Raw genomic sequence first — 25,220 nt, 5'->3', positions numbered from 1 at the left:
CTCTCTAGAACGGCCACGTCTTTTGCATCAGCACGAGGGAGCCGCGCGAAGCATCTCCGCCGTCCGGATGATCGGCTCTTCGACCCAAGCCTCGCGGGCGAACCAGTTATGATTAGCCTGACAGGTCGGACAACGAGTATTGCCGAAAAACACGATGCTCCGCAGGAAAGTCTCACGATCGGATTTGATGCCGGTCGGGATCGCGCGACCGGTTTGCGGGCACTTGACCATAATCATACCCATGCGAGCCTCCCTGAAATAATTTGACGGTTGAATAAAAGGGCCGGCCGGCTGGAGTGCGCTCTCGTCGGTGCGGGTTAACTGGGGGGCATCGCACCTGGGGTCGTTGTTCGAGCAAGGGGCAGCTTGCTCGTGACGACGCTTCTCCAACCGACCGGATTCCTGCTTGGCGAAATGGGGATACCGCCGGCTTTCGCTCGGCAACCCTGAATAGTGCTGCGACCTCAACCGAAAGCTTCTGGGAGGCGCTTAACAATTGTCATGTCCAAATCCCTGCGGCTTCGCGCGGAATGTTCCGCTCGTAACGAAACCATTATCTTGGTCTTGACGGACAGATCAGCCCACCGGATCACTGGTCTCACTCCCCTCGTGCAGTTCGTTAATATTCTCCGTCTTTATTTAATGTGCAAATTAAAATTTGCATTGTCGGTCTGATTTGCGACTCTTGGCCAATTTATTTCTTACGCGGGGGCTGCACGGCACGATGTCCCTCGCCAAAGATGTCCGGCCTTTCCTCGTTTGGCTTCAGCAACCCCTCATTCTCGTCATGGCGTTCGCTGCGTGCTGCGGCTTGCTCGTAGGTATTAAATAGTTACGCGAGGTTCAAATATGAAACAAATTTTGATTATGCGATAAATATGCAAATATCGTTGTTAATTGCTGCCAATCACGTAAGCTAAACTCGTCCAAGTTCGTGCGACTGGAGGAGACGATGTGGGAATCAATTCTTAACAAGCACAACCTCACCTCGAATACACCGCAGTTGGCTCAGATGCGCGCTGAATTGCTAAGCATTGGCGAGAAGGAGCGCATTCTGAGAGAACGGAGTGCCGATCGCGAAGCTTATCGGTACCTATTGGATGCTCATCGGTTGATCGCGAGAGCGAGCCTTCTTGGAAAGCAGGTGTTGAACATTTCTCCGCAGGGAGGGGGCAAGGACGGTCAGCTGGCGGCCTGACCGGCCGGATTGTCATTTTTGAAACGAGCCCGATCGGATGGCATGTGTTCGGCTGAACGGGAATTGCAGCGCCGCAGGCCGGGCTAGACTGAATCTCGCGGGCGACGGCCGTCTCCTTGGTGCCGCGACAATAGCGCCTCCCAGACGCTGTCGCCGCCTCGTCGGTGCAGAGCGAGGCAGACCTGTTCACATTGGTTGGAGCCGTGCTGGAAAGATCGTCGGCAGAGATGGTGTTGAGACCGGCTCCGGATACAGTATTCGCGCTGCTGGAGGGTCGATCAATGCTCTTCAGCGAAGCAGGGCAGAAGATTTTTGAGTTGGACCGAGTAGGGGCATTCATTTGGTGTAAGTTGGCACAAGGCGCCTCTCTGGAAGAAATTTGTCAGGGGCTTGGTGCGCTAGGCATTGACGAGCAAACGGCACGCCAGTTCACGCGACAGGTTGTAAATGTCTGGATCGATCGAGCGTTGCTTGAAGTCGATTGGCGAATGCCGACCGATTGTGCCTTCTCAGCGATCCTGGGTCGGCACAGAATAGGCGTCCGGGCCGCAAATCGGGACCTCTTGAATCGGCTGCTTCCGTTATTTTGTGTTCCGGACCAGAGCGCCGGCTGCGACGTCGACGTTGCCATCGAAGCAATGATGCTGGACGGGCACGTGTTCTTCCGCGGAGAGGATGCCCGCATCTCCAGATGTGAAGTCGAAGCGCTGGCCCCCACGATCAAAGCTTACATCACCGAGCGGCTCATTCGAAACAGTCGTTGGGTCTTCTCCCTTCATGCCGCTTCTCTCGTGAAAGACGGTATGGGCCTGCTGTTATGCGGCCAACCGGGAGTTGGGAAGTCTACCTTCACACTGCAACTGGTGGACGCCGGACTTCGGTATGCCGGCGATGATGTTGCGCTGGTTGAAGCTGACGGAACGATCTGCGGACTCCCGTTTGCTCTCACCCTCAAGCAGGGATCGTGGGGCTTTCTCTCGCGACTAGATGGCGACCGGCACGACGCGACGCATTGCCGCTCCGACGGCGTTCTGGTGCGGTACGTACCAATTCCGGCTGCACAGAACCAATGCTTTTCCGCAAGCTGGGTCATCTTCTTGAACCGGGTCGCGAGCGGTCCGGCCGAACTGACCGCGATAGATCAGTTGGATTCGATGAAGCGGCTCATCGAGAACGCATTTGCTGCTGACGGACGACTTTCGCAGGCCGGCTTTTTTGCTTTGAAGCGGATTGTCGCGGGAGCGCGATCGCTTCAACTCACCTATTGCGAGGCCGTGGAGGCTCGGCGATTGATTATGGATTTGTGCAATGGCAAGACATAGCGCCGCACTGACGAGCCTTTGCAATTGCTTGCGAGGCATGCCACCGGTCAATGTAGAGTGGACGCCCGTAATCGGGCTCGCAAACCAGACTCTGACGACGCCGGCGCTCATCGATTTTGTCGACAAATTCGCATCGATGCTGCCGGAGGACGTCTGCACATATATTCGCCAGATCCACCGCCGAAACGTGCTGCGCAACAATCGGCTCATCGCCCAACTGGAAGAAGCGGTCGTTGCGATGAACAGCTTGGGAATTACGCCGATCATGCTCAAGGGGGCATCGACACTGGCGACCGCGCCCGAGGAGCGACGAGGCGTTCGGTTAATGTCTGATCTGGACATCATGATTATGCCAGACGAAGCCAGAACGGCAGTCGCCGCTCTATGTGCAATTGGATACGATATCGATTACCAGGCCCCTTCCGAAAGCCAGAGATGGCACGTCGAGCTGAATCGGTCGCAGGATGTCGGCACCATCGACCTGCAGCGGGCAGCTCCAGGTCCTGCGTACCTCTACCAGAGCTTCGGGCATGCGCTGAACCATTGCGTCCCTGCGCCGCTGGGACGGGGACGCGTCTATATCCCCAGGCCTACCTACCAAGCGCTCATGTTGATCATCCATGATCAGTTTCAAGACTATGGTTATTGGCTCGGCGACCTCGACCTGCGGCACCTTGTTGAATTACGCGATCTAAGCAATTCCGCCGAGGGCCTCGATTGGGGGGAGCTTAGCTCTCTTGTCTCGAGCGAGTTGATGAAGAACGCAGTCGAAACCCAGCTGTTCGCTCTTGCTGAGCTGCTTGGCGTCGAGATTCCGCACGCGTTGCGCTCCCGACTGATTCCGCGCCTGCAGTTCATGCGACAGTTGATGCAAGCACGCTTACCGGCCACACGCGTGCCCCTCCTGGCGATGAACGTTCTGGACCTCAGAAACTACCGCAGGGAGGCGGCCGTTGTCTCGACAAGAACCAGCGCGAACCGACGTGGATTGTGGTCTGTGCCAAGAGCTAGAACCTTACAGTTTCTGCTGAATGCGACGACCGCAGTTCGTGCGGGAAAGGTCTAGAGCCTGCGACCGTCACACGAGCGTTCTCGAGAGATCGTGGCGGCAGGTCTTGGCAGAGCGGGTTTTCGATCTGCTACATGCTCCAGGTGGGTAGGCGGCTGCCCCAATCCGCAGGACTGAACATTCTCAGCCGACCCGAGGTGCGTCCAGTCGCGCAGAGCTAGGAATGCTCTCGACCACCAGCATTCCCTTCGGACGATTCGCCGTTCTCGCGGATTTTGAACTCCTCCAGCGTGTGGCCTGATTGGAGGGCGGCAACCAGCCAGCGGGGCTGCTTACCACGTCCTGACCAAGTCTCTGTTGGCTGGAGCGGGTTGTAGTACTTCGGTACGACCTTCGGGTATTTGCGACGGGGCTGGCCGGTCCCCGTCTCAGACGCCCCGATTTCAGCTTCGCCGAATTGATCCGGCTGGTTGAGTTGCGCAAGACGCTTTTCCAGTTCCCGCTTTTCGGCGGTGATCTTTTCGGCGAGAATCTTCGTCAGCTCCTCGTGAAGGAGCCAGAGTTCCTCGAAATCCATGGCTTCGAGATCTTGCCTTCGCATAGCATTTCTCGTCACCGTTCGACTGATGCCCCTACCTGCCTGTCATCTCCACGCCGAATATCGTTGTTCGCGCGGCGAGTTACGGACAGGGACCGAGACCGGTCTTTCAAATTTGACGCGACAATAAATAAATAGTATATTATTTAATATTATATTGCGAGCATTATTTTTAATCGACGTATTGAAAGGCCAGAAGCCTTGCTGCAAGCCCGAAAAGAAACATTGGACGCTATTGATTGCCCAATGGGGCGCCTTGAAGCGGCGATCAGCCGGTTTATCGCTCCGTCGGCTGCATTGACCGACATCCAGGCTTTGAAGCTGCAAATCCAGCTGCGAGGGCTCGCGCTAAGAGACATCGCAATCATAAGCTCGCGATTGCGGCAGGCCGATGGTCGCAATTCAGGTGGATTGTCGACTACGAAAGGCGGCCTCGCGCGCCGGGCCTATCCGCCGAGAGTGCGGCGCGGCAGATTGATCCCACGGCCCGCTTAACGTGCATTCTTCGCTTGAGTGGAGGCGTCGGTGCACGTAAGGCGCGTGACGTTGCTTTGGCCGAATTAAATTGAGGGGGATAGTGCATTTTTCTGTCTTGATTAGAACCGGCGACGCAGTTATGTGGAGCACGAACTTGTCGTTCGGTTCCACATGTTTTTGTAATGTTGACCCTCTTGGTTCTTGATTACCCGGCCGGGGCAATATTAAATGGGCGCAACTACAGGATGCTAGCATGTCGACCAAGAAGCTCGAACTAGAAGCGATGTCCCTCGACGATCTATGGTCGCTTCATGAGGAAATTAGCGGCATTTTGTCGGATCGAATCAAGGCGGAAAAGCAGGAACTGGAGAAGCGCCTGGCGGTTCTCGGCGGTGGCATGGCTGTATTAGCCGAAACAGGCGGGCCAGGCGTCTCTGCGACCGGCAAACCGAGGCGCAAATATCCGCGCGTGCTACCGAAATACCGCAACCCGCAGACTTCCGAAACCTGGTCGGGACGTGGCAAGCGGCCGCGGTGGTTGGTTGCTGCCATGAAATCCGGCCGTCGGATCGAGGAGTTTCGCATAGGGGAACCGGCTCCGAAGTTTCGGCAACGGGCGTGAATTGCCGTCCATGGGCCGGCGTGGCGCCGCGATCCTGTTCGCTTAACAGGCGTTGCGCCCCCGCAGCACTTCCATGGGAGTTCGCAGCAGGATTGCGAGGTCTAGCCGAAGACTCCAGTTGTCGATATACCAGAGATCGTACTCCACACGTCGCTCAACCATGGTCGCTGTAGGCGTTGGTCCACGGCAGCCATGGATTTGAGCCCATCCGGTCAATCCGGGTCTCACTCGGCGCCGGAAGGCGTACTTCCGGACGAGCTTTTCGAACTGTCCGTCGTGGGCCACGGCATGGGGGCGTGGGCCTACCAGTGACATGCTGCCGTCGAGGACATTCAACAACTGCGGCAGCTCGTCGAAGCTCGTTCGCCGTAGCCATCTGCCAACCCTGGTAATGCGAGGATCAAGAGGCGTTGCCTGAACGACGACAGGTCCATTCTCAAGCACATGCATCGTCCGAAACTTTCGGATGGAAAATATTCGGCCATTGAAGCCGCATCTTTGTTGCTTGAAGAGGATCGGACCGGGAGAATCCAGTCTGATCGCGACCGCAGCCATGGCGAGCAATGGTGCAAAGACCATCAAAGCAAATCCCGCGCCGATAATATCAATTATTCGCTTGCTTGCGCGCTCGATTGCCGTGAGGGGGCCCGGCTGGATTTCCACGCAAGCGGCACTTCCCAAGCTCCTCGTCGGATGTCGAAGCAGTTCGGATGCGGCACCTACCGGGACGAACACGATAGGGAATGGCAGCACCCTCAGGTCGGAGATAAAGGCACGAAGGTCGGCCCAACGTTCGGGATTGGCCTCCAGCACGATTTTATCGACTTCGGAATTCCGAATATGTTCGATCACGCGGCAGCTGAGCCGTTTTCTGGAACCGGGGTCCGAGCCCATCGCAGGCAACCCAAAGCGGCCCTTAACGCAATAGCCGAGGACCGCAAGAGTCTCCGACAGACCAGCATGATTCGAAGGCGGCTGATCGGTGATCAGGACGAGATTCGTCCGAGCGAATTTCCTGCCGCTGAAGCATTTTATTAGCAGTGTCCTGGCAACGCACCGTTGCGCAATCAAAGATGCCAGGCCGAGTGCCGCAAACAGGAGGCCGGCACCTCGGAAGAACTGTGGCTTGTCATCCAGCATCTCTACAGCGGCGGCCAGCACATGCAACAAAATCCACGTGAGGCAAATGGCGCGAACTTGGCTTCGGAGAACGAGGAGTTCTGTTGGCCGATACAGTCCCCTGCCTTTCAGAATGTAGACAAAAGATACTGATGCTGCGGCCGCGTAGGCGCATGCCTGGCCTAGGCCAGCTGGTGCCGGGCTGCCGTGTGAAAGAAGCGCGGAAAGGAAGCCGGCGAATAGAATGGTCGCGATATCGGCGCAGATCGCTACGAATTCAACAGAGTCGTACCGGACGGGCCATTTGCCTTCATCAGCAATGGACGATCGTGAGTTGACGAGAGCTAGATCGCTCTCATGGTCGCCGATATGCCGGTTGATAAAATTCATGGCCAATCAACAGGAGCGCATGCGGTTAATAATTAATATATTATGAATTTAAATATATTATTCAACCTGAATTGGTCGCAACATGATAAATTTAATCGGATCTTTACCGCCAGCCCGATTATCAATCAGGACCGATCTGGGCGCGATCGGACACACTGCTGGAAAACGCTATGGGCCTTGCGAACGCAACTTGTGGAGGTAGCTTGGGTCGAGCTCCGAAATCGAGCTCTCGGCAAGCGCCCTGCCGTCGGCCGATGCCGATTGGTATGCGGCGGCGATAGCTGGCCCGAGTGCGGTGCGGCCGGTAATCGCAACTTTAAGGTCGCGCCGGATAAGATCTCGTAGCTCAGGATCCTTGATCGCAGCGTCAATGCCGAGAGCGACGGAAAGCCGTAGTGGAATAAGATCCAGCGCGTTTGGTGCAGTATAGTAGGACATCCTAAGTAAGCTTGTCGTGTCATAAGTCGCCGCGTGCTGCTTTGAAAGCGCCGCCAGCATGAGCCAAACGTCGCCTCGAAGGGGCGAGTATTCCAGCACTGCAGAAAAAGCATTTAAGTCCGTGGACCGGCCGGTGTTCTGCGGGTCCGTGGCCTTGTCAGACTTGAGGCGCACAGTTGCAGCGGCGACTTCCCCGCGCGTGGATTGGTGCGCTGAGATCAAGGCTTCGTTCGAACCGGCAACCGATGTATCAGAGAGGCGATCACCAAACGGCCAACTTTGCGAAACCATCAAAGCTGCTTGCGCAGCCAACAGCAATCCGATCATTGTCAGAACAACGCGTGTCAGAGGCCATGGGAAAGCGAAGATGGCCGAATGAATTCGTCGCGCTGCCGTGGCTCGGTCGCTGGCGTCCTGTGTAGGCTGCCGCAACTTGATGGATTCCACGTCGCGGGCTGTACCGGACAGGCTTTGAGCGAAAGCCAGGCCGTAGACCGTCGCCACCAACAGTGATGTCCATAAATCGAAAAGGCCGTTTTCGGCAAAGGCCAGTATTGTCAACGATACGCAAGCGCCTGCGCCGACGGCTGGATATAGGTAAGCCTGATTGCGAGACAACGCGCGCCCGAACAAGATGCAGGCGCTGATGACGGTGACTATCAATAGCCCGCAGAGGAACGTACGTCCCATTTCGACCGCGACCGCCGCGGCAGCGGTCGGCCGTTCGCGCATTGGGACCATGCCAACGTCTCCATAAATCGGCAGAAGCACAACAAAAGTGCCTGCACCGGTCCCGATCGGGTGAGTGTCCTGTAGCATCCGCTCGGTTGCGGCCCGAGTTTGCGTCGATAAGGCAATCGTCAGGTCAGCATTCCGATTGATCGGAACGAAAGTGAGGCTGGCGACGAACAACATGGTGGCGGTTGAGAGAACACCAGCTCTGCCCCACAGGCCAAAGAACCATTTGCGAATTGCGACCACCGTGAGGATGATTGTCACCCCGAGCAGCACGGCAATCAGCGCTGTCGAACCGCTACAAAGTGCGATCGCCACAAGCGAGATGATCAATGATAGAAACGCGCTGCTAAGAATGGCGAGCGGTCCTGTCGGCGAGCGAGGCGATCGTCTAGGCCGCCGCAATTGGTCGATCGCACGGATAGCCATTGCAGTGGAGAGAAGGACACCAAGTGCTGCCGCGGTCGAGCCGGTCCAAGCTTGTTCGGCGGGCCAGGAGCCACCCAGGTTGTTGTTTCTCCAGATCGAAAATATACAGCTGACGGCGGTGATCGATACAAGGATATAGAGGACCTGCGCCGCCCGATGTGTGTCCAGAGCAACGACCGCGGTGACGAGGGCGGCAGCGAGGACAATGTTGTAATGTGAAAGCGCCAGTACCGTCTCGTGTACATCAACCGAGAACCTCTGTGCGAGAGGTTGGTGTAGAGCGGCCGACGCCGTCGCCCAGATCTGATTTCCGAGCCCGCGGAGCGGGATCGGAACAACTTGCAGTGCGATCCAAAGCACGGGTGCGGCAAGAGCCAGAATTATAAGGGGCCGCAGAAGCTTTGCGAAGGAGGTGAGGGTTGACGGCTTGGCGAAGAGGCCGACGGCCAGTATAGCGGCCGCAAGAATGCCCGATAGCACCACTGGACTCTTTAGGTTCTCGACCACAGCAAAAGCCGCAGCGACCGCCGCAGGCACAGCGAGCATTGCAGATTGGACAACCATTTTACACCACTTCTGGCTCTGACCCGCTCAAACCAAGTGCATGTTGCAGAAGGCGCCTGACTCCATCGTTTTGGCTCGACGCAAGTTAGAGGGGGTCATCCTAAGAGACCGACAAGCCATATCTGACGTAGTGGCTGTCATCGTAGTAATCACTCCGGTGAGCGTCGTACCGTGCCATTGCCCTTATATCGGTCTTGTTAAGGACGACGCCGATCAAGGAATCGGAGATGGTCGGCGCAGTATGCAGGGCATGCTGAACCACATCGATTTTCGTCCGTCCCCATTCGACGACGAGAACGTAGCAGTCGACCAACGGCGCAGTGACACGCACGTCTACCAGGGGCGAGAGTGGCGGGAAATCAACTATGACGTAGTCATAGGTCTGCCGCAAACGGTCGAATAGCTTGCTTATGTTTTCGGCGGAAAGGATCTCGCTCGTATGAAGGATAGGGCCACGCCGGACGGCTGGCAAGAATGCAAGATTGGTTCTGGGGTCGTGCCACAGCGCTTCTTCGAGCGAACGCTTTCCGTTCGCCACCTCGAGTAAACCGAATGCAGCTTTCGGAGCCATAGCCGCAGAGAGTGAAGGGTTTCTAAGGTCGCAATCGACGACAATAGCTCGCTTACCGCTATGTCCGATGAGGTGAGCTAGAGAGGCTGCAATCGTCGTCTTGCCCTCATTTGGCAGAGCCGACGTGATTCCGATCACTTGGTTGGAGGCCTTCGCGGGGGTGTGGTCTATAGCGAGCTTGATCGAACGGATGGCTTCCGTGAAGCGGGAGAGCGGCATCCCGATGACGGCTCGGTGAAGCGTCGGAACGTTTGAGATCGTGCGTGATCGCAGATCTTCATCCGGTTGCTGGGATCGGGCGGTCGACTTCTGCCCCTTCGGAGACGACAGCAAGGGGACCAGCGACAAGCACGGCAGCTCCAGTGCAGTCTCCACCTGTGAGGACGTGCGGAAAACTCTGTCCAAAACATCTCTCAGAAGAGCCAAGCCGATCCCGAGTGCTAGCCCGGCGGCCAAGCCGAAACCGAGCACCAAGTTTGCCTTCGGCTTGCTCTTGCGCTCCGGCGGGGAGGCGGGAAAGATCACCCGTGTTTCCGAAATCGGAAATGTCTCCTGCTGGGTCGCCCCCATGGAGTGCTGCAGAAACGCCTCATGCATGGCGCGCAGACTTTTCGCTCGGCTCTCCAACTCCCGTATTGTCAGTTCTGCTGAGTTCGTCAGGCGTGATTGCGAGACGGCGCGAGCAAGTTGCTTCTCGAGCTCCTGCTGCCGCTGCTGAGCAGCTTCCAATTCGTTTCTGCTGGTTTCGGCGAGCCTCTTAACTTCTTCGAGGATGGATGTGCGAATGTCGCGTATCCGAGTGCGCAGGTTGACAACCGCCAGATGGTCGCGGCCGAACCGGGCTGACCAATCGGCTTCGCGACGTGACAACTCGAGATATTGCTGGCGAAGCGTATTGATGATCGCGCTCTGGAGGACCTCGGCACTCGCCGCGTCAGGAGCGCTGATGGTGGAGGAGCCAGCTGCATTGGCGCGTAGGACGGCGTCGAAGCGGTTGAACTTGACCTGTGCATCGGAAGTCTGGGTTCGGGCAGCGACCAATCGGGCGTTGAGATCGTTGACGGGCTGTTCATCAATCGATTTTCCGCCGGTCGAGACGATGTTATTTTGGGACTTATATGCGCTCACGGCGCGTTCGGCCGTCAGTGCTTGCTCATTGAGGTTTTGGAGACGTTCCTGCAGCCAACTCGCTGCCGTTCGCGTGGCCTCGAATTTCGCATTCATCTGGTCGTTAATGTACGCGTTGGCCACGGCATTGGCGATCTCCGCCGCGCGTTCCGCGTTGCTCGAACTGTAGCTAACCTCGATGATCTTGCTATATCCGATCCTGTACGCGGAGAGCCTATCCAGCAACGCGGCGATCGCGCCTTCCGTGGGCGTATCAGCCTTCGAATCGTGCTCCGGCTGCTGACCGCGGTTTCGAATGCGATACAGTAGCGAGCTGAAGGACCAACGTGAACCCGTAAAGTCTGGATCGTTGGCGAGATTCAGCTGCGTTATGACTGCTGCTGCAATCCCCCGCGACCTTATCATCTGCAGTTGCGTTTCGATTTGGGCCGCGTCGACGACCGGCTCTGGAAGGAGTGACTGCTGCTGGACGAACTGAGCTCGAGGATTCGACAGCAGGATTTGTACTTGAGCTGTGTAGGTTGGGGGAGCGAACCGCAGGTAGAGCATCGCGGCTGCGAATACGAGAGCGGCGGTGACGATGATCATAAGATATCGACGCCTTGCAAAGATGACCGCGAACTTGACGAGATCGCCGATTCCCCCGCCGTTGATCTGGTTCGACTGGGCCTGGCCGCCCAGAGGCAAGCGTGTTCTGTCGGTCTGTAGAAGATTGCTCTGAAGCATGGGGTACCTGTCTGGCTCGGGAACACGTCGGTTTGGTCGCCCGCATGCGAGCGTTTGGTATATGATTTATTAAATGAATATAACGCAGAAAAATATGATTGCCAAATTAAATGTTATTCGGGTATTAATTGAACGACGGTCCACGGAAGGGGCCTTTTTGGCCAATTTTGCGGGGAGTCGCTGCTGCGCCCGACGATAATCGGCGGATGGAATTAAATGATATTTGAATTATGGTGGTTAAAGGATGGCCCGGCGGGACCGATCGTGAAGGAAGAAGCGTGGCGGGTCTTCGCGATCATTCAACGACATTCGAACGCCTTGAATGAGCCGCGTGCTGGCATGGCGATGCGACTCGGCTCAAGAAGTCGAATTCCTCCCGCACTGGAGACGCGTGGCATGTGCGAGCGCCCATCATGACGGCTCGAAGGACAACGGCGAAGGCAGTTTCGACGAGAGCAATTTCGATCGGTGCTTTGAAGACTTCGTTGCGCCTTCTGGCGGGACTGAGCACCACGTACGGGAGGACGCTTTCATGCTGGAAGTACGGTGTTTAGAGATCCCAGATATAAAGATCATTCAAACGGATCGAGTATCCGACGCGCGGGGTTATTTCTGCGAGACATTCCAGCGATCTGCATTCGCAGAGAAAGGGATTCTTGTCGATTTCGTTCAGGACAATCAATCCAGCTCAGATCAGGTCGGGACAATCCGGGGCTTGCACTTCCAGCGACCGCCGTTCGCCCAGGCCAAGCTCATACGAGTGCTAAGCGGCGCCATCCTGGATGTCGTGGTCGATCTTCGGCGTTCCTCGGCGACCTTCGGAAAGCATCTAGCTGTCAAGCTGGATAGCAAAACGGGCGAGCAACTGCTTGTCCCGAAAGGCTTTGCGCACGGTTTCTGCACGCTGCAACCTGAGACCGTCGTGTTCTACAAGGTCGACCAGGTCTACGCTCCAAGCCATGACGGAGGGCTCTATTGGGCCGATCCGGCACTGGCGATCGAGTGGCCGGTGACAACAGTCGAGGCCCAAGTGTCGCCAAAAGACAGGTCCCTGCCCAGGCTGGACCAGCTTACGGCCATTTTCGAGTGACGGAGAGCGGTCAGATGCGCGTTCTGGTGACCGGGGGAGCGGGATTTATCGGCTCTGCAGTGTGCCGTAGCTTGGTGCTACAGAAGGGCGCTGCAGTGATCAATGTCGACAAGCTGACCTATGCGGCCAACTCAGCCTCGTTGGCGTCTATCGAGGGGCGAAAGTCATACTTGTTCGAGCAGCAGGATATCTGCGACCGCGAGGCCATGGATTTCGTGTTCAGCAGCTACCAGCCTGACGCGATCATTCACCTCGCAGCCGAGAGTCACGTCGACCGCTCGATCACCGGCTCGGCCGCTTTCATTGCCACGAATATCGTGGGGACCTACACGTTATTGGAAGCAGCCAGAAAATATTATGAGGGCCTCTCGGTGTCACGACGAAAGCGGTTTCGCTTCGTTCACGTCTCGACAGACGAGGTCTACGGCTCACTCGGACTTGCCGACTTCTTCCGGGAAGAAACGCCTTACCAGCCGAGCTCGCCCTATTCAGCGAGCAAGGCAGCCTCGGATCATCTCGCGCTTGCATGGTTCAAGACCTATGGCCTGCCGGTCATTGTATCGAATTGCTCGAACAACTACGGCCCGTTTCAATTTCCAGAAAAGCTCATCCCCTTGATGATTCTTAATGCGATCGAGCGCAAGCCGCTGCCGGTGTACGGCGACGGCCGAAACGTGCGCGACTGGCTGCATGTTGAAGATCATGCGGCAGGTTTGATCACGCTTCTGTCGGAAGGTAGGCCCGGCGAGAAGTACAATTTCGGCGGCGATAGCGAACGCTCGAACCTCGACGTGGTTACCCAGATCTGCGACGTCGTCGACAGGTTGTATCCCGGTCCGGCAACGCGACGATCGATGATTACCTTTGTGCCGGATCGTCCGGGACACGATGTCCGCTACGCGATTGACGCGTCGAAAGCTCGCCGTGAGCTCGGCTGGCGGCCCACAAGAACGTTCGAGCAGGGGCTGACCGAAACAGTCGCATGGTATCTCAAGAGCCGCGCGTGGTGGGAGCGTGCCCGCAGCGGGGTTTATGACGGCTCGCGTCTAGGGCTCTTGGCTACACAACATTGAGGCTGAGAATGACGGAAAGGCCCATTTTCATTGCTGGTCGCAACGGTCAGTTGGCAAGGTGTCTTCATGACCTCGCGGTGCTGCACAGCATGCCCGTGGTCTCCCTTGGACGCAGCGAACTCAATCTGGAGACTCATGGGGAACTCCGACGGGCGATCGATCCATTCGCACCGTCCATGATCATCAACGCTGCCGCTTACACGGCGGTGGACCTAGCAGAATCGGAAGTAGCAAGAGCCTTCAGCATTAATCGCGACGCAGCGGCCGCGTTGGCCGATGTCGCATGGCAAATGAATATACCGTTCATCCAAATCTCAACCGACTATGTCTTTGACGGCACAAAGCTGGATGCTTACGAGGAAAGCGATGTTCCTGCGCCAATGAATGTGTACGGCGCATCGAAGCTCGCGGGCGAAGCTGCCGTTCTAGCGGCTCACCCGCTCGCAACGGTAATTCGCACTTCATGGCTTTATAGTCCCCACGGCAACAATTTTGTTCGGACGATGCTGCGGCTCTGTGAATCGCAACCAGTGGTCAGAGTCGTTCAGGATCAATGCGGAAATCCGACTTCCGCGCTCGACCTTGCGTCGGCGATCCTTCAGCTCTCAGCGCGGCTGCTAACCCGCGATCGTAGAGCCATGGCCGGCATCTTTCATCTTGCCGGACAGGGTGAGACGACTTGGCATGGGTTTGCCCAAGCGATTTTCGACTTGCTCGCTCATCGCGGAATCCGAGTGCCGCAGCTTGAGGCGATCACGAGCGAACAGTACCAGACGGCCGCGCGACGGCCGCGGAATTCGCGCCTCGATTCATCCAAGGCAGAACGCGTCTTAGGCATTCGATTGCCGTTATGGCGTTGTTCTCTCGAAACTTGTCTCGACCAACTCCCGGAAGGTAGAATCGATGCTGAAAGGAATTGTGCTGGCTGGTGGCAGCGGAACTCGACTGTATCCAATCACGAGAGCGGTGAGCAAGCAGCTACTGCCCATCTATGACAAGCCGATGATCTACTATCCCTTGTCAACGCTGATGCTGACAGGCGTGCGCGAGATTCTTATCATAACCACACCATCAGATCGGTGTCAGTTTGAGCGCCTATTGGGGGACGGCAGTCAATGGGGAGTTAGGCTCAGTTACGCGGAGCAGCCCCGACCCGCCGGTCTGGCGGATGCGTTCATTGTCGGCGCAGACTTCATCGGGAGCGATCGTGTTGCGATGGTGCTTGGAGATAACATCTTCTTTGGCGACGGCCTGAGCGAAATGCTCGCAAGGGCTGCCGAGCGTGAGGAAGGTGCAACCGTTTTCGCCTATCATGTACGAGACCCGGAGAGGTATGGCGTCGTTACGTTCGACGAGGGCGATCGCGCGCTGCGGATCGAGGAGAAGCCGAAGCAGCCGAGCTCGAACTGGGCGATCACAGGTCTCTATTTCTTCGACAACAACGTCGTGCGCTACGCACGGCGCATTGAGCCGTCGTCGCGCGGGGAACTCGAGATCACCGATCTGCAGATGCAGTATCTTTCGGCCAAGGCGCTCCATGTCGAGCGGATGGGACGGGGGTTCGCTTGGCTAGATACCGGAACAGTGGAGTCGCTAATCGATGCGGCTATGTTCGTGCAGACGCTTGAAAAGCGCCAGGGCATGAAGGTCGCTTGCCTTGAGGAAATTGCGTTGAGGCAGGGATTCATCGAGCGCAACCAGATCGAAGAGTTGGCGCGACCGTTGGAGAAGAGTGGCTACGGTCAGTATTTGCGCGAGATCGGGTCTCTCCTGACTTGAGTCTCGGGTTGAGTCATCCGCAGACATTGGAACGAGTTAAATCATAGTTCTTCGATGAACATCAACCCGATCAACAGTGGGACTTTGATGCCCGATCTCTCGCAAAATTCCCCGCTGGTGCGCTATGCGCTCAGAGGATTGGAGCGGTGTTGGCTACCTGAACACGGCTGCTGGTCACATATCTACCATCTGGACGGGCGCGCTTCGCCGAACGAGTCTTTACGGCGCAGCGATGTGTTCTACACGCTTAACGTTCTGCTCGGAATGTCAAGGATAAAGGACGTTCCTGGCAGCATTAATCTATCGGAAACATTCCATCGGAATGCGGTCCAGCTCACGGTCCTTTCGGTACCAAAGTATGCACTCGGCATGGCGCTTTGGGTTTCCGCAGAACTCAGCCTCGAGCTGCCCGAGCAAGTTGGGCGTGAAGTGAAGGCGCTCTTGAGCGATCAGGGGACGTGGAAGACGTTTCGGGCCCAAGATTTGGGTATGCTGTTGACGGGCGTGGTGGCTCAGGCCAGGGCCGGCGGCAAGGAGTGGGCGCCTTTCGCCGCTCCGCTGTATCGCTTTCTCCAAGAGCGATTTTACACTGGATCAGGGCTATTCTTCGACGCAGCATCGGGATTTCGGCGACGCTTCGCTTCGTTCGCGACGCAGATCTATCTCTCAATTGCGTGCTATCACTACGGTGAATTCGCAGGCGAGTCATCCGCACTCGCCATGGCAGAGGCCTGCGTGCGCAAGTTGATTGCGCTTCAAGGCCCCGACGGCGAGTGGCCCTGGTTCTTCGATGCGGCTGGTGGGCGCGTGCTTGATTTCTATGAAGTCTACTCGGTGCACCAGTATGGCATGGCTCCGGCGTTGCTTGAATGGGCAGAGCGCTACCGGGTTCGGGGGGCGCGGGATGCCCTAGTCAAGGGATTTACCTGGGTACTGGGCAAGAACCAGCTTCGCCGCTCGATGCTGGTGCCCGATCTCGGGCTGACCATCCGATCTCAGCTCCGCAAGCAGGAGCTGACAACGAGGGCGCCCAGGATGCTGCGCGCAATCACAAACGCCTACTCCGGACACGAGTCCGGGCTAATTGAAAATGCCGGTGTCGGACTTCGGCTGGAATGCCGTAGCTACGAACTGGGCTGGATATTGTGGTCGTTCGGTCAGCGAAGTGACTTGCTGGAACTGACCCACAACTCGGCCTTTGGCAAGGTACCCATGCCGGCCTGACGCCGTCGGACGAACGCTTGTGCTAACGGTTCCAGATGACGGCTCGCCGATTGCGCAGCAGCGACAGCATTGTTGTGACCCGATGCATTCTTACGGCACACATGACTGCGATAGCTTTGATGCGGGCCCTGATACCGTAGAGCCGATCACTCGTTAAGATCGTGATGATGCCCGGAGCGGGCGAGGCCAGAACAAGTAGGGCCTGCGCAATCCAGCGTAATCTCCATGCCGGCTTACCGTCGGCCATGTTGCGGTAGTGCAGAAGCTGTCGGTCCCATTTGACATAGAGCTCCTGGAGAGAACTCCTGGCCGGGTGGAAGACGATCATTTCCGGGATATATTGAAATCGAAGCCCGGCACGCTGCGCCCGTTGTCCCCACTCCATATCCTCCGCCACGTCGATCCCTGCGAACGGACCGACGCAATGGAAATCCGGGCGAAGCATCGCCATGTTGCCAGTGCCACAATAGCCATCGCGCTCGATATAGAGCTTGAATCGATAAGCGAAGACGCTCTCGTAGGCCGCGATGGCATCCTGATGTGGCTTCGTGCCACGCCAGATGCGGACGTCCCCTCCGAGCACTGTTCGAGGCGGCAACGAATGCAGTGAGCGCCACACGCTGCTCAGCCAATCCGGATGTGCCCTGCAATCGGCATCAATGAAGGCAAGCACCTCGCCGCTCGCAGCAGCAACTCCGGTGTTGCGCGCCGGGCCAGGCCCGGGCCGCGCCTCGCACAACAGTCGTACGCCCGGATATTGAGCGAGGACGTCGGTTGGCAAGGTTGCGGAGCCGTTGTCAACGACAATGATCTCGAACGAATCCCGGGGAATGCTCTGCGCCTCGAGACTGGCCAGGCATGTTTTCAGCTCGCTTGGCTGATTCAAATGTGGAACAATCACCGAAATCGCCCGCCATTTAATGTCCATTTAATTCCCTCCGCCACCGCCTGTCGCGATTTGACCGCTTACGCGGCTGTCGGCCTCGCATTTAAGGTCAAAATATAATATCAATATAACTTGCAAATAAAATCGCTATCATTATTATATCGATATTATTTAAGTTCAATTGAAAGCGGTCTTTCGCTCAAATGGCCGGGGAGGAACCCATGCGTGCCTACTTTTTGGGATGCCCCATCGATGTCTTGACTATGGCAGAGACTGTCGACCTTGCTCGTAAGGCCATGCGAAACCGTCAGCGTCTGCAGCATGTGGCGCTCAACGTAGCGAAGTTCGTCAACATGCGCTCCGATCCAGTGCTTGCCGCTGATGTCGCCAACAGCGACATTGTCGGAATCGACGGCATGGGAATCCTTTGGGGGGCGCGGGTGCTTGGTCTCCCGGCAACGTCGCGAGTCACCGGCGTAGATCTACTCAGCGAGTTGCTGAAAGTGTGCGCGCAAGAGGGCCTCCGACCGTATTTTCTGGGAGCCTCACCCGCCGTGGTGCAACAGGCGGCGCAGCGTGTTCGGGACGAGCACCCTTCGCTTGTCTTTGCTGGGTTGAGGCACGGCTATTTTTCAAGCGAGCAGGAGAACGAGGTCGTCCGCGATATTCGGTCCAGTGGCGCTGATTGCCTGTTCATCGGCATGCCCACGCCGCGGAAGGAACGATTTCTTGCGGCCCACCGCGACGAACTCGGCGTACCGTTCATCATGGGCGTGGGCGGCGGGTTCGACGTTCTCGCGGGCTCGGTTCTGCGAGCTCCCACTCGCATGCAGCAACTCGGCCTCGAATGGTTGTACCGCATCTATCAGGAGCCCAGGCGGATGTGGTGGCGGTATGCCAGGACCAACACGCTATTTGCGGGAATCTTGACGCAAGCCTTCATGTGGCAGGCAGTTAGACGGGCGCCTGGCATGTACAGTGTGCTGCCCCCCGGGGCAGGTCGGATCGGAGGGTGAGGCGTGCGAAAGCATTTTCTCATCCTGTTAGGAACCAGGCCGGAAGCGATCAAGCTGTTTCCGGTCATCAAGCGGCTCAAGGCCGAAAAGAACAAGGACATCGCCCTCACTGTTTGCGCGACAGCGCAGCACAGGGAGTTGCTCGACCAGGTTCTCAAGGTGGCCAAGGTGGTCCCGGATGTCGATCTCGACGTCATGACAGTGAATCAGACGCTCGATAGTCTAACCGGCCGGCTATTGTCGCAGATCGGAGAAGTGCTGGAGAGGGTGAAGCCCACCAGAGTGATCGTCCAGGGCGACACTGCGACTGCTATGGCAGGTGCGCTGGCGTCGTACTATCACCGCGTTCCGGTCTCACATGTCGAGGCGGGACTGCGAAGTGGAGATATCTTCGCACCCTGGCCCGAGGAGGTGAACCGCAAGATTGTCGGCTCGATCGCCGATCAGCATTTCGCGCCGACCGAGCGTGCTGCGAGAGCGCTGCGGGCGGAGAACGTCTCCAAGGATCGCATTCATGTTACAGGAAATACGGTCGTTGACGCGCTGATCCTCGCGAAAGCCATGGTGGAGGCCGATCCGCAGCTCTCGTCCCGCTGGGACGGGATCAAGAAGCGCCACGGCAACCGCCGCATTATCCTAGTCACTTGCCATCGCCGAGAGAATTTCGGCGGGGGAGTTTTCAACGTCGTCAATGCACTGGAGACAATCCTGAGCAGGGAGGACGTTGCCGTCGTACTTCCGGTTCACCCGAACCCGAACGTTCGCGACGTGTTCGCGAGCCGCCTCGCCGATCATCCGCGTGTCGTACTCATTTCTCCCCAAGAGTACACCGATTTTGTCAGCCTTCTGTCGCTCTCGTATTTGGTTCTCACTGACTCCGGAGGCGTGCAAGAAGAGGCGCCGACGTTCGGAAAGCCCGTCCTTGTCATGCGTGAAACGACGGAGCGTCCGGAGGGCGTCGAAGCCGGCACCGCACGACTGGTCGGCGCGAACTACGATAGGATCGTCCAAGAAACATTCCGTCTTCTTGACGACGATGAGACTTATTCGGCTATGGCTCGCTCCCATAATCCCTTCGGTGACGGGCGGGCGAGCGAGCGGATCGTGAAGGTGCTTCTTGATGCCTGAATTCCATAAAGTTGCTGTCATCGGACTTGGCTACATCGGCTTGCCGACAGCCGCGCTGATAGCCAGCCGCGGCCTTCAGGTGGTTGGGGTGGACACAAAGGAATATGTGGTCAGGACGGTTGGTTCCGGATCCATTCACATTTCGGAGCCCGATCTTGATGGTCTCGTTTCCAAAGTGGTGTCGAGCGGAGCGTTGACGACATCAAGCGAACCGCAAGCCGCCGACGTCTTCATCATCGCGGTACCCACACCTATTGACGGAAACAATCGGCCGGATTTGTCCAACGTGAATACCGCGGTCGAGTCCATACTCGATCTGCTTCGACCGGGTAATCTCGTCATTCTCGAATCGACCTCGCCGATCGGAACGACTGAAGGAATCGCCAAGCGGATTAGCGAACGCAGGCCCGACCTGAGAGTTGGTGTCAACGGTCATGAGGATGGTGCAATCTACGTCGCTTATTGTCCGGAGCGCGTATTGCCCGGGAGGATCTTGAGTGAACTCATCAACAATGACCGATGCATCGGGGGAGTGACCCCTGCCTGCACTCGGCGGGCTCAGCGCTTCTATAAGATGTTCGTTCGGGGCGCCTGTGTTGCAACCACCGCGCGCGCAGCCGAGTTGGTCAAACTCACGGAAAACGCGTTCCGCGACACGAACATTGCATTCGCCAATGAGCTCTCATTGATCTGCGATAGGTTCGAAATCAATGTTTGGGAGGTTATCGATATTGCCAACCGTCATCCGCGCGTGACTGTGTTGCGACCGGGACCAGGTGTGGGTGGTCATTGCATTGCGGTCGATCCCTGGTTCATCATCGACTCGGCGCCGGACCTCGCGCGCCTCATGCGGGCGAGCCGCGAGGTCAACATTGCCAAGACGGAAAGCATTATTGAGCGAGCCGAGGCTCTGATCGACGATCATCCATATGCAAACGTGGCTTGCTGCGGGCTGACGTTCAAGGCAAATGTCGATGATTTGCGCGAAAGCCCGGCAATGGAAATCGCAATGCACCTCGCGAAGAAGTACGGGGAGCGCATCAAGTTTGTGGAACCGAATCTGCGGCGGTTACCGCCCGAACTTGCCGACTACCGGCTCGGCTTCTTGAGCATCGACCAAGCATTGCGCACGTGTGAGATCGCCCTTCTCCTGGTCGACCACGACGAATTCAAGATGGTTCCACTAGCCGAACGCCGTCACCTCGACGTCATCGACACTCGGGGTATATGGCAAGATATGCCTGCGCGAACGTGAAGCTGCCGAACCCTCCAGAGGCGAGACTACCAATTTGATACCCTTCTTGGACTTGAAAGCACAAGCTCGGACAGTCGGATCGCAAATCGACGTTGCGATCGCGCGTGCGGTTCGAGACCTGCGGTCTACATGGAGGCCCGAAGCGACGGCTTTCGAGAAGCGGTTTGCCGACTACTGCAATGTCGCGTGCTGTTGCGCTGTCAACAGTGGCACATCGGCGCTCCGTCTCGCATTGCTGGCGGCTGGAGTGGGGCCGGGCGATGAGGTGATCACGGTCTCCATGAATTTCGTCGTGGCGACCGCTGCCATCATCAGGTGCGGTGCAACACCCGTCTTTGTGGACGTTGATCCAGTCACGTGGACGATGAACCCTGCTTTGATCGAGGCTGCGATTACGAACAGAACGAGGGCGATCCTGCCGGCCCATCTGCATGGGCTCATGGCGGACATGGATCCGATCATGTCGATTGCCCGCCGCTATGGTCTCTTTGTGATCGAGGACGCTTCGCAGGCGCATGGTGCTGTGTACAAGAGCAGGCGTGCCGGCTCGATCGGAGACTTGGGTTGCTTCAGCTTCTATCCCGATAAGAATCTCGGAGCCCATGGTGAGGCCGGAGCAGTTGTTACCGATCAGCCGGAACTCGCGCGACGTGTGTCGTGGCTCCTCGATCGGAATCAGGATGACGAGCGCAATCACGTTTTCGCAAGATACGATGATCGAATGGACGAATTGCAGGCAGCAGTACTGAACGTAAAGATGGACTACATCGAATCCTGGACTGAGACACGTCGAGCGATCGCGGTGCAATATGACCAGGCATTGTCGATTGCTGCACTCGCGAGTCCGCGGCCACCCAGCCACAGCCGGCATGTCTATCATATCTACGCTCTTAGGCTTCAGCATCGCGATCAGGCTCTTGCCATGTTAGGCCGCGCGGGGATCGGCGTCGGCATTCATTACGCCGTTCCGGTGCATTTACAACAGAGCTACGTAGAACTTGGATATCGCGTCGGCGATCTGCCTGTAAGTGAGAGGCTTGCGCGTGAGTTTCTATCGCTTCCCATTTATCCCGAGCTGTTGCCGGAGCGAGCCGGCATTGTTGCTTCCGAAGTGAGAAAAGTGGCTCCACGAGAGGCCCAGATATTCCGGAGCGACTGGGCATTTCAGAACAAAATGCCTCGAGATGGCCGATTAGCCTAGAAGCAGGAGAGCGGTCAGCATGGATCTCAAGGGCAAACGCGTTCTCGTTACCGGAGGGGCCGGATTCATCGGTTCGCATATCGTAGATTTGTTGTGCGACGAAGGCTGCGTCGAGATCGTCGCGCTGGATAACATGACGACCGGCCGACCGGAGAATCTTAGGAAGTCGCTTAATCGAGGCCCCGTTCGACTAGTCCGCGGTGATTTGCGCGACACCAAGTTGGTAGAAGCTCTTGTAAAGGGAGCCAACATCATCTTTCACCACGCTGCACCATGCAGCGCCCATTGCATGGCCGAGCCGCGTCTTGCCATGGAGGTCATGGTGAACGGTACCTTCGACCTGCTTGAACTTTGCGTCAAGTATGACGTCGAGAAGTTCATCGCTGCGTCTTCCGCTGCGGTGTACGGCGCGGCGGAGGAAGTTCCGACGACGGAGCATCAGAACCCGTATGGAAACCGTACGGTCTGTGGAACAGCGAAGGTCTGCATTGAAGGCCTGCTCCGCGCCTATAACGATATGCATGGTCTCGACTATATCGCTTTGAGATATTTTGATGTGTATGGCAGCCGAATGGATGTGCACGGCCGCTACGCCGAAATGTTGATCCGCTGGATGGAGGAAGTGGAGGCTGGAACGCCGCCAGTAGTAATTGGGCACGACCAGCAGACCTTGGATTTAGTGCATGTCCGTGACGCAGCACGAGCAACAATCCTTGCTGCGAGGGCAAAGGTCAGCGACGAGGTATTCAACGTGGGGAGCGGTGTCGAGACAAGCTTGGTGCAGCTCGCTTCGGCCTTGGCTTCCGTTACGGGCAATGACGGCGTGCTCCCGCAGATCGCGCCCGAGCACTCGATCAATCCTGTACCGCGGCGGGTGGCGTCGACTGGCAAAGCGGAACGGCTGCTGGGCTTCCAAGCCACAGTGCCGCTCGAACTCGGACTGACGGAGTTTGTGAAGTGGTGGCGCTCCGAACGAGGACTTGCAACAGCGCGCCAACGGCAGGCTCTGGCTTCATGAGTCCCTTGCTGTGCCAAAACATCCTGCGAAGGAGCCGAAGCCCTGCGTGCAGCCGTCCTGCGTTGCACTTTGCGTGGTCCAGGCGGGGCCGCCATTTGCCAGAACGCTGGCCGAAACACGGAAACCGGGCAAGTTTCGTTCATGAAATTGAGTGCGATGGAGAATGGCAATGCGAGTTCTTGTAACGGGTCATCTTGGCTACATCGGCACGGTCTTGACGCCAATGCTGATCGGTGCCGGTCACGAGGTGACTGGAATGGACAGCGATATCTACTCCCGGTGTACATACGCTGCTGGCGGTAGCATTCTCGAGGTCCCGACGATTTGGAAGGACGTCAGAGACGCGGAGGTCGCGGATCTCGTTGGCTTCGACGCTGTGCTGCATCTAGCAGCGCTCTCCAACGATCCGCTCGGCAATCTGAGGCCTCAGCTGACCGACGAGATCAATCATCGCGCAAGCGTTCGCATCGCCGAGATAGCCAAACATGCCGGCGTACGTCGTTTCTTGTTCGCCTCGTCCTGCAGCAACTATGGAAAAGCCGGCGAAGAAATGATCGATGAGACCGCCGCGCTCAATCCGGTGACCGCCTACGGGGAATCCAAGGTTGCCTCCGAACGTGATATTTCGACGTTGGCCAGCGACGGGTTTTGCCCGGTGTATCTGAGGCCAGCGACAGCGTACGGAGTCTCACCGCGGCTGCGCTTCGATATTGTCCTGAATAACCTTGTTGCATGGGCGTTTACAACAGGAAGAATTCATCTGAAATCGGATGGCTCGCCCTGGCGGCCAATCGTCCACATCGAGGATATTTCTAGAGCTTTCATCGCCGCATTGGAGGCGCCTGCCGAATCCGTCTTCAATGAGGCATTCAATGTCGGTCAGACTGCTCACAATTATAGAATTCGGGATCTAGCCGAGATCGTCGCGAGCGTGGTGCCGAATTCTACGGTGGAGTTCGCCGAGGATGCGAGTCCAGATGAGCGATCCTACCGAGTGAGCTTCGAGAAGATCCGCTGTAAGCTGCCAGGGTTCCAGCCGCGCTGGGACGCTCGGATGGGCGCCGAACAGCTCTATAGGGTCTACCGTTCGTCAAATTTGACGTTGGAAGAATTCGAAGGGCCGCGATATCAGCGGATCAGCCACATTCGGAAGTTGCTTGCGGAGGGAGTGCTTAATAGCGATTTGCGCCACTCGAAACTGCAGCTTCAAGCCGCGTCATGAATGCCAGCTGATCGGTGCGGCAAAACTCGACGAGCTGGAGATCGCCGAGGAACCGTCAAGCTCATTCGTCAGAGTCGGCCTGACACGATCACAGATAGTGCACTGCCAGGTCGCGCTCCCTCGAAGAGTCGCCGACGGTTGCAATGGCCTGAGGGGACGCCGGCCGAATGTCGCGAGAACGATGGGACGAAGAGCGTGACGTTGCCCCCAAGTTTTATCCAGTCCTGAGTTCGCCCCGGCTGTTGGATTTACCCGAATGGGCGGTGGTAGCGACGGGAGCTGGTGCGGAGCCATCGGCATAGCGCAGCGCCAGATCCCGTCGCGGGTTGCAGGTGAAGGCAAACTCCGATGGTGTTTTCCATCCGAGTTGCGAGTGAGGTCGCGTATCGTTGTAGTCGGCCCGCCAATGTCCGAGTTCGACCCGGGCCTGGGCCAGCGACGTGAACAGCGTCTCGTTCAACAATTCGTCTCGGAGACGGCCATTGAAGCTTTCGATGAAGGCATTCTGCGTCGGCTTGCCGGGCGCGATGTAATGCCAGGCGACGCGGCTCTGATCGGCCCATGTCAGGATGGCGTTGCTGGTCAATTCGGTGCCGTTGTCGCTGACCACCATTTTGGGCTTGCCGCGCTCGATGATCAGCCGGTCCAGCTCCCGCGCCACCCGCGAGCCCGACAGCGAGGTGTCGGCCACCAACGCTAGGCATTCGCGCGTGCACTCGTCGACCACGGTCAGGATGCGGAAGCGGCGGCCATCGGTGAGCTGGTCCGAGACGAAGTCGAGCGACCAGCGGTCATTCGGCGCTATAGGCACCACCATCGGCGCCCTGGTCCCGAGCGCCCGCTTGCGGCCACCACGGCGACGGACCGCGAGCCTCTCTTCCTGGTAGAGCCGGAACAGTTTCTTGTGGTTGACCAGATAGCCCTCCCGCCTGAGCAGAACATGCAGGCGCCGATAGCCGAAGCGACGGCGCACCTCGGCAATCGCTCTCATGCGTTGGCGTA

The 25,220-nt window shown here is 57.5% G+C and carries 22 protein-coding genes; 15 read left to right on the top strand and 7 right to left on the bottom strand.

From position 1 onward, the window contains the following. Positions 1-27 precede the first annotated feature (27 nt). On the bottom strand, positions 28-243 hold the full coding sequence (locus IVA78_RS18085) for a hypothetical protein (RefSeq protein WP_247335355.1): 216 nt from the start codon (positions 241-243) through the stop codon (positions 28-30). 709 nt (positions 244-952) lie between these two features. On the opposite strand from IVA78_RS18085, the gene IVA78_RS18080 reads away from it, so the two are divergent. The 3 genes from IVA78_RS18080 to IVA78_RS18070 all read left to right on the top strand — a co-directional run bounded on the left by IVA78_RS18080 (position 953) and on the right by IVA78_RS18070 (position 3,586). Next, positions 953-1,198 (top strand): hypothetical protein, encoded by a 246-nt coding sequence (locus IVA78_RS18080; protein WP_247335353.1) that lies wholly within the window; start codon positions 953-955, stop codon positions 1,196-1,198. A gap of 281 nt (positions 1,199-1,479) precedes the next feature. Next, positions 1,480-2,520, top strand: a complete 1,041-nt coding sequence (locus IVA78_RS18075; protein ID WP_247335350.1) for a PqqD family peptide modification chaperone — start codon at positions 1,480-1,482, stop codon at positions 2,518-2,520. Next, positions 2,507-3,586 carry a nucleotidyltransferase family protein gene (locus tag IVA78_RS18070; RefSeq protein WP_247335347.1) on the top strand — a complete coding sequence of 360 codons (1,080 nt, stop codon included), beginning with the start codon at positions 2,507-2,509 and terminating at the stop codon, positions 3,584-3,586. The genes IVA78_RS18075 and IVA78_RS18070 overlap by 14 nt, the downstream gene beginning before the upstream one ends. Positions 3,587-3,746: 160 nt before the next feature. On the opposite strand, the gene IVA78_RS18065 is transcribed toward IVA78_RS18070, so the two are convergent. Next, entirely contained in the window at positions 3,747-4,130 is a 384-nt protein-coding gene (locus tag IVA78_RS18065; RefSeq protein ID WP_247335344.1) for an H-NS histone family protein, read from the bottom strand. 727 nt (positions 4,131-4,857) lie between these two features. On the opposite strand from IVA78_RS18065, the gene IVA78_RS18060 reads away from it, so the two are divergent. Next, positions 4,858-5,226: an H-NS histone family protein gene (locus IVA78_RS18060; RefSeq protein WP_247335342.1), complete on the top strand. Its 369-nt coding sequence runs from the start codon at positions 4,858-4,860 to the stop codon at positions 5,224-5,226. Between the two features lie 42 nt (positions 5,227-5,268). Here IVA78_RS18060 and IVA78_RS18055 read toward each other — a convergent pair whose 3' ends face one another. The 3 genes from IVA78_RS18055 to IVA78_RS18045 form a co-directional block, all read right to left on the bottom strand. After that, on the bottom strand, positions 5,269-6,735 hold the full coding sequence (locus IVA78_RS18055) for an exopolysaccharide biosynthesis polyprenyl glycosylphosphotransferase (RefSeq protein ID WP_247335339.1): 1,467 nt from the start codon (positions 6,733-6,735) through the stop codon (positions 5,269-5,271). A 168-nt stretch (positions 6,736-6,903) separates the two neighbouring features. Continuing rightward, positions 6,904-8,901, bottom strand: a complete 1,998-nt coding sequence (locus IVA78_RS18050) for a hypothetical protein (protein ID WP_247335336.1) — start codon at positions 8,899-8,901, stop codon at positions 6,904-6,906. Positions 8,902-9,001: 100 nt separating this feature from the next. Continuing rightward, entirely contained in the window at positions 9,002-11,326 is a 2,325-nt protein-coding gene (locus IVA78_RS18045) for an AAA family ATPase (RefSeq protein ID WP_247335334.1), read from the bottom strand. Positions 11,327-11,858: 532 nt separating this feature from the next. Between IVA78_RS18045 and rfbC the strand changes: the two genes are divergently transcribed. The 5 genes from rfbC to IVA78_RS18020 are packed head-to-tail and all read left to right on the top strand — an operon-like array spanning position 11,859 to position 16,492. Beyond that, entirely contained in the window at positions 11,859-12,416 is a 558-nt protein-coding gene (gene rfbC, locus IVA78_RS18040) for a dTDP-4-dehydrorhamnose 3,5-epimerase (protein WP_247466821.1), read from the top strand. Positions 12,417-12,430: 14 nt separating this feature from the next. Further along, the gene (gene rfbB, locus IVA78_RS18035; RefSeq protein WP_247281178.1) at positions 12,431-13,489 is read left to right on the top strand and encodes a dTDP-glucose 4,6-dehydratase; all 1,059 of its coding nucleotides are present in this window, start codon (positions 12,431-12,433) and stop codon (positions 13,487-13,489) included. A gap of 8 nt (positions 13,490-13,497) precedes the next feature. Then, a complete protein-coding gene (gene rfbD / locus IVA78_RS18030; RefSeq protein WP_247335331.1) occupies positions 13,498-14,484 on the top strand; it encodes a dTDP-4-dehydrorhamnose reductase in 987 nt (328 codons plus the stop codon). After that, on the top strand, positions 14,393-15,268 hold the full coding sequence (gene rfbA, locus IVA78_RS18025; protein ID WP_247335329.1) for a glucose-1-phosphate thymidylyltransferase RfbA: 876 nt from the start codon (positions 14,393-14,395) through the stop codon (positions 15,266-15,268). The genes rfbD and rfbA overlap by 92 nt, the downstream gene beginning before the upstream one ends. 54 nt (positions 15,269-15,322) lie before the next feature. Next, positions 15,323-16,492 carry a hypothetical protein gene (locus tag IVA78_RS18020; protein WP_247335326.1) on the top strand — a complete coding sequence of 390 codons (1,170 nt, stop codon included), beginning with the start codon at positions 15,323-15,325 and terminating at the stop codon, positions 16,490-16,492. A 22-nt stretch (positions 16,493-16,514) separates the two neighbouring features. Here the strand turns inward: IVA78_RS18020 and IVA78_RS18015 are convergent, their stop codons facing one another. Next, positions 16,515-17,420, bottom strand: a complete 906-nt coding sequence (locus tag IVA78_RS18015) for a glycosyltransferase (RefSeq protein ID WP_247466799.1) — start codon at positions 17,418-17,420, stop codon at positions 16,515-16,517. 179 nt (positions 17,421-17,599) lie between these two features. Here IVA78_RS18015 and IVA78_RS18010 point away from each other — a divergent pair, with 179 nt between their 5' ends. The 6 genes from IVA78_RS18010 (at position 17,600) to IVA78_RS17985 (ending at position 24,218) form a co-directional block, all read left to right on the top strand. Continuing rightward, positions 17,600-18,394, top strand: a complete 795-nt coding sequence (locus IVA78_RS18010) for a WecB/TagA/CpsF family glycosyltransferase (RefSeq protein ID WP_247335322.1) — start codon at positions 17,600-17,602, stop codon at positions 18,392-18,394. A 3-nt stretch (positions 18,395-18,397) separates the two neighbouring features. Continuing rightward, positions 18,398-19,522 (top strand): UDP-N-acetylglucosamine 2-epimerase (non-hydrolyzing), encoded by a 1,125-nt coding sequence (gene wecB, locus IVA78_RS18005; RefSeq protein ID WP_247281172.1) that lies wholly within the window; start codon positions 18,398-18,400, stop codon positions 19,520-19,522. Further along, positions 19,515-20,777 (top strand): UDP-N-acetyl-D-mannosamine dehydrogenase, encoded by a 1,263-nt coding sequence (wecC, locus tag IVA78_RS18000; RefSeq protein WP_247335320.1) that lies wholly within the window; start codon positions 19,515-19,517, stop codon positions 20,775-20,777. Before wecB ends, wecC begins: the two co-directional genes overlap by 8 nt. A gap of 34 nt (positions 20,778-20,811) precedes the next feature. Continuing rightward, positions 20,812-21,978 carry a DegT/DnrJ/EryC1/StrS family aminotransferase gene (locus tag IVA78_RS17995; RefSeq protein ID WP_247335318.1) on the top strand — a complete coding sequence of 389 codons (1,167 nt, stop codon included), beginning with the start codon at positions 20,812-20,814 and terminating at the stop codon, positions 21,976-21,978. Between the two features lie 19 nt (positions 21,979-21,997). Then, on the top strand, positions 21,998-22,996 hold the full coding sequence (locus IVA78_RS17990) for an NAD-dependent epimerase/dehydratase family protein (protein WP_247466796.1): 999 nt from the start codon (positions 21,998-22,000) through the stop codon (positions 22,994-22,996). 169 nt (positions 22,997-23,165) lie between these two features. Next, positions 23,166-24,218: an SDR family oxidoreductase gene (locus tag IVA78_RS17985; RefSeq protein WP_247466792.1), complete on the top strand. Its 1,053-nt coding sequence runs from the start codon at positions 23,166-23,168 to the stop codon at positions 24,216-24,218. Between the two features lie 214 nt (positions 24,219-24,432). Here IVA78_RS17985 and IVA78_RS17980 read toward each other — a convergent pair. Next, positions 24,433-25,220: IS3 family transposase (locus IVA78_RS17980; RefSeq protein WP_247466789.1), on the bottom strand; the 788-nt coding region annotated here is incomplete at its 5' end.

The organism is Bradyrhizobium sp. 137 (genome assembly GCF_023074095.1).
In the GTDB taxonomy this organism is placed as follows: Bacteria; Pseudomonadota; Alphaproteobacteria; order Rhizobiales; family Xanthobacteraceae; genus Bradyrhizobium.
Note: the sequence above shows the minus strand (reverse complement) of the source record. Positions and strands in the feature narration are given on the sequence as shown.